The 3,850-nt window shown below is 41.6% G+C and carries 4 protein-coding genes; all 4 read left to right on the top strand.

Features of this window, described 5'->3' with window-relative positions; translation table 11 throughout:
• Positions 1-1,801, top strand: a 1,801-nt coding sequence (locus tag AB685_RS28010; RefSeq protein WP_047973883.1) for a S9 family peptidase, incomplete at its 5' end; no start/stop codon positions are given.
• A 68-nt stretch (positions 1,802-1,869) separates the two neighbouring features.
• Positions 1,870-2,787: an aminoglycoside phosphotransferase family protein gene (locus tag AB685_RS28015; RefSeq protein WP_053073983.1), complete on the top strand. Its 918-nt coding sequence runs from the start codon at positions 1,870-1,872 to the stop codon at positions 2,785-2,787.
• An 80-nt stretch (positions 2,788-2,867) separates the two neighbouring features.
• On the top strand, positions 2,868-3,239 hold the full coding sequence (locus AB685_RS28020) for a hypothetical protein (RefSeq protein ID WP_047973884.1): 372 nt from the start codon (positions 2,868-2,870) through the stop codon (positions 3,237-3,239).
• Positions 3,240-3,303: 64 nt separating this feature from the next.
• Positions 3,304-3,588 (top strand): hypothetical protein, encoded by a 285-nt coding sequence (locus tag AB685_RS28025; protein WP_047973885.1) that lies wholly within the window; start codon positions 3,304-3,306, stop codon positions 3,586-3,588.
• Positions 3,589-3,850: the final 262 nt, after the last annotated feature.

Below are 3,850 nucleotides of genomic sequence, written 5' to 3' on the forward strand. Positions count from 1 at the left end.
TGGTGATGTGAAGGATAGTACGCCAAAGTGGTCACCAGATGGAAAAACGATTGCATTTTCATCGAATCGTTCAGGAAAATCCCAGCTCTATCTAATCAGTGCAGAGGGCGGAGAAGCAAGACAGCTCACTTTTTGTGTGAATGGAGCGAAGAATCCGATCTGGTCGCCAAGTGGAGCACATCTCTTATTTGAAGCAGCAGTCGCACCGGATCAGCATTTAACAGATAAAGAGGCGCAAAGCGAAAACGAAACGAAGTTGAGCTCAATGATCGTTGAACGGATTCGCTACAAGTCAGATGGGATGGGCTTTTTAGATGATAAGAACCAGCAGCTCGGTATCGTCTCGGTTTCAACAGGTGAAATTACGCAACTAACAGAGGGAGACCGGGATTATACAGCTGGCTGCTGGTCGCCAGATGGTCAGAGTATTGTTTTCTCAGCTAACTTAGGCGAGGAGCCTGATTATGATCTCTTAACCGATGTCTACATGATGAAGCTTGATGAGAAGCAGATAACAACCATCACGACTAGCAGAGGGGTATTTGGAAGCCCTAGCTTCTCACCGGATGGGAAGTATCTCACCTTAATTGGTCATGAGCGCGACTATTTAAGTGCGACGTTATCTCGACTTTGGTTGTATAACGTAGAAGGTGAAGAATTAAACTGTTTAACAGCGGATTTAGATGTTCAAATTGGTGATGTCGCGATTGGCGATTTTCATTCCGGGACAGGCAACCCCGGTGCAATTTGGACAAATGATAACAAAGGGTTTTATTTTTTAGTGAGTGATCAAGGAAATACAGGTGTCTATTACGGAACCATTGAAGGTGAAATGGTTCCAGCGATTCTGGACGAGCAGCATGTGTACGGATTAAGTGTTGATCCAGTGTTACATCAAGCGATTGTCGCCATTAGTACACCGACACATCCTGGAGATCTGTACAAAGTGAATCTCTCAACAGGAGAAAAGAGTCAGCTGACGAATGTTAACGAAGAGTTTCTAGCAGAAATTGAATTATCAACTGCTGAAGCGATTACGTTTAAAGCTCCCGATGGGTGGGACATTCATGGCTGGGTGATGAAGCCTGTTGGGTATGAGGAAGGAAAGAAGTACCCGACCATTATGGAAGTCCATGGCGGACCGCATGCGATGTATGCGAATACGTACTTTCATGAATTTCAAATGCTTGCCTCACAAGGCTATGTAGTTGTGTTCACCAACCCTCGTGGAAGTCATGGATACGGGCAAACCTTTGTAGATGCCGTCAGAGGAGATTACGGCGGTGCGGATTATCAAGATGTAATGGCGGCTACAGATTATGCAGTAACCCATTTGAGTTATGTTGATGCGTTGAATCTTGGTATTACAGGAGGCAGCTATGGGGGCTTTATGACGAACTGGGCTGTCAGTCATACACACAGGTTCAAAGCAGYCGTTACGCAACGCTCGATTTCAAATTGGCTTAGTTTCTACGGAGTGAGTGATATCGGCTATTATTTCTCTGAATGGGAAGTAGGAGGCGATCTTGTGCATAATGCTGAGAAACTTTGGAAACATTCGCCAATTGCCTATGTCGATCAAGTGGAGACGCCCCTTCTAATCTTACATGGGGAAAAGGACTACCGTTGCCCAATTGAACAAGCGGAGCAATTATTTGTAGCCTTAAAAAAACAAAAGAAGCCAACAAAATTTGTTCGCTTCCCAAAATCGAACCATGAATTATCAAGAAGCGGCAATCCGAGCCTACGAGTAGAGAGACTGAACCATATTAAAGGATGGTTTGTTGAGCACTTAGACTAAACCTAACGAAAACAACCACTTTATATAAGATGAGTGGTTGTTTTTATGACTAGATAGGAGTGATTCAATTGATATTTCAAGAGCATTTTGTGCAATCCGTTCATCTTTATTTAAAAGAGGAGGCGAAGCCGTGGTTGGAGCAAATTCCTTCGATCATAAAATCTTGTGAGGAGAAATGGGCATTAACAATTGGTGAGACGTATGAGCTATCGATAAATTATGTCGCAACAGCTTCCACTAAAGAGGACAGGGAAGTGGTGTTGAAAATTTGTATTCCTGGAGGGGGCTTTGATTCTGAGGTAGAAGCGTTAAGGCTGTTTGCAGGAAGAGGCATCGTGAATGTTCTTGATACGGACGAAAACATGCAGGCTATCCTCATAGAAAAACTTAGCCCTGGATACGCATTAGCGACCAGCCTAGATGACGAAAAAGCATGCTTAGCTGCAGCGGGCGTCATGAAAGATCTCATCACAACTGCTCCAACAGAGACAAAAATACCAACTACCAAAGCTAGAGAAGAAAATCTAAGAAAGATCATCGACAAGCATGCAGAGGGGTTAGGTCCTCTATCAAAGCAAACCCTCGATCAGGCGCTTAAGATCTTTACATACATGAACCAAACAACTAACAAGCACTATCTTTTGCATGGAGATTTTCATCCCTACAATATTTTGAAAAGCAAAAACGGCTGGAAGGCCATTGACCCGAAAGGATTAATTGGCGAAGTGGAATACGATCTCATTCAATATATGTTAAATGTTTTACCTGAAGATGGCATAAAAGAAGTCACTAAAGAGCGAGTTGATCTTTTTACGAAAGAACTTTCTTTAAGCAAAGAGAGGTTGTTGCTCTGGGGGTTCTGCCACACTGTGTTAGCAACGGCTTGGACGGTGGATGAGGATGGGTCATACAATAAAAGCTTTTATCAGATGATTGAAGTGTGGAAGGAGCTTTATAAGGAGCGGTATGKGGAGCCTAGTCTATAGAATGTAKATAAAGTAAATCCTTTTTTTATATTCTCCTTTTATTGGAGCAAGCTATAAAAAAAGAAGGATGTGTACATGATATGAGTCATCTAGTTGATAAAATAACGGCTTTTTCAAACACGATTCGAAATGAGTACCACAAACACTTTCCAACTGAAAAGACGCACAAGATTAACATTCAGGAGCTCGCGTACTCTATTCGTAAGCATCCAGATGCAAAGAAGAAATCGAATGAATGGCTTGGTCTGGTATTAAATGAGTATCGACTTTCTGTAGGGCTTGTGGACTTCACATTGGAAACGAAAGGTCATCAAGATGAAAAACTAATTAAAGTATCAGCTACAGAAAAAGGGGTAGATCTGTTTAGCTATGCATCTTATGACGATAAACAAGCAGTGACCGACGATCATGCATTGCCTCAATATGTCTATGAATTTTTAACGAAAGTGTAGGAAATGTTTGCACAGAAACAAGGTAACTCTCAGATGGAGTTATCTTGTTTTTGTTTGGAACTTTTTGGATGTTGATTCGTATAAAAGAGAGAAGTTCATTAAAGGGGAGGCGGGGGCCATCGAGCGGGCAATGGAAGCTACGACCGTGAACACAGAGAAGCTATTGTACATGATTGGGTTTATCATCTTTGGTGGCATGTTTTTAAGTTCGATCATTGATGCAAACTTTTATATTGAAGAGTATTCACCAGCTAGGTTGTTGGAGTTTCGTTTATTTGCAGGAGGAGGGGCGATTGTTTATTTTACAATCGTTTTCTTGATGAATCGGAAACAGAGGAGAAACAGTTGAAAAACCATACGAATTTAGGGAAAGTTCTCTTTTGGTTAGGCTTTCTCTTTTTCCTATTCGGTTTCACCTTTCACCAACAGATTCTGAATGTCCAAGGAGATTCTGATTCAACTTTCAATTTAATGGTAGTAGGGGCAGGCYTTATATTGTTACTAGCCTCAAATTTCTTTAAGAAACCAAAGTAGTTATTAAGGCGATACTTATTATATACAAGTATCGTTTTTTTTCTGGAATTCTTTAAGGAGAGTACGTAAGAGACGCA

The organism is Bacillus sp. LL01, from assembly GCF_001037965.1.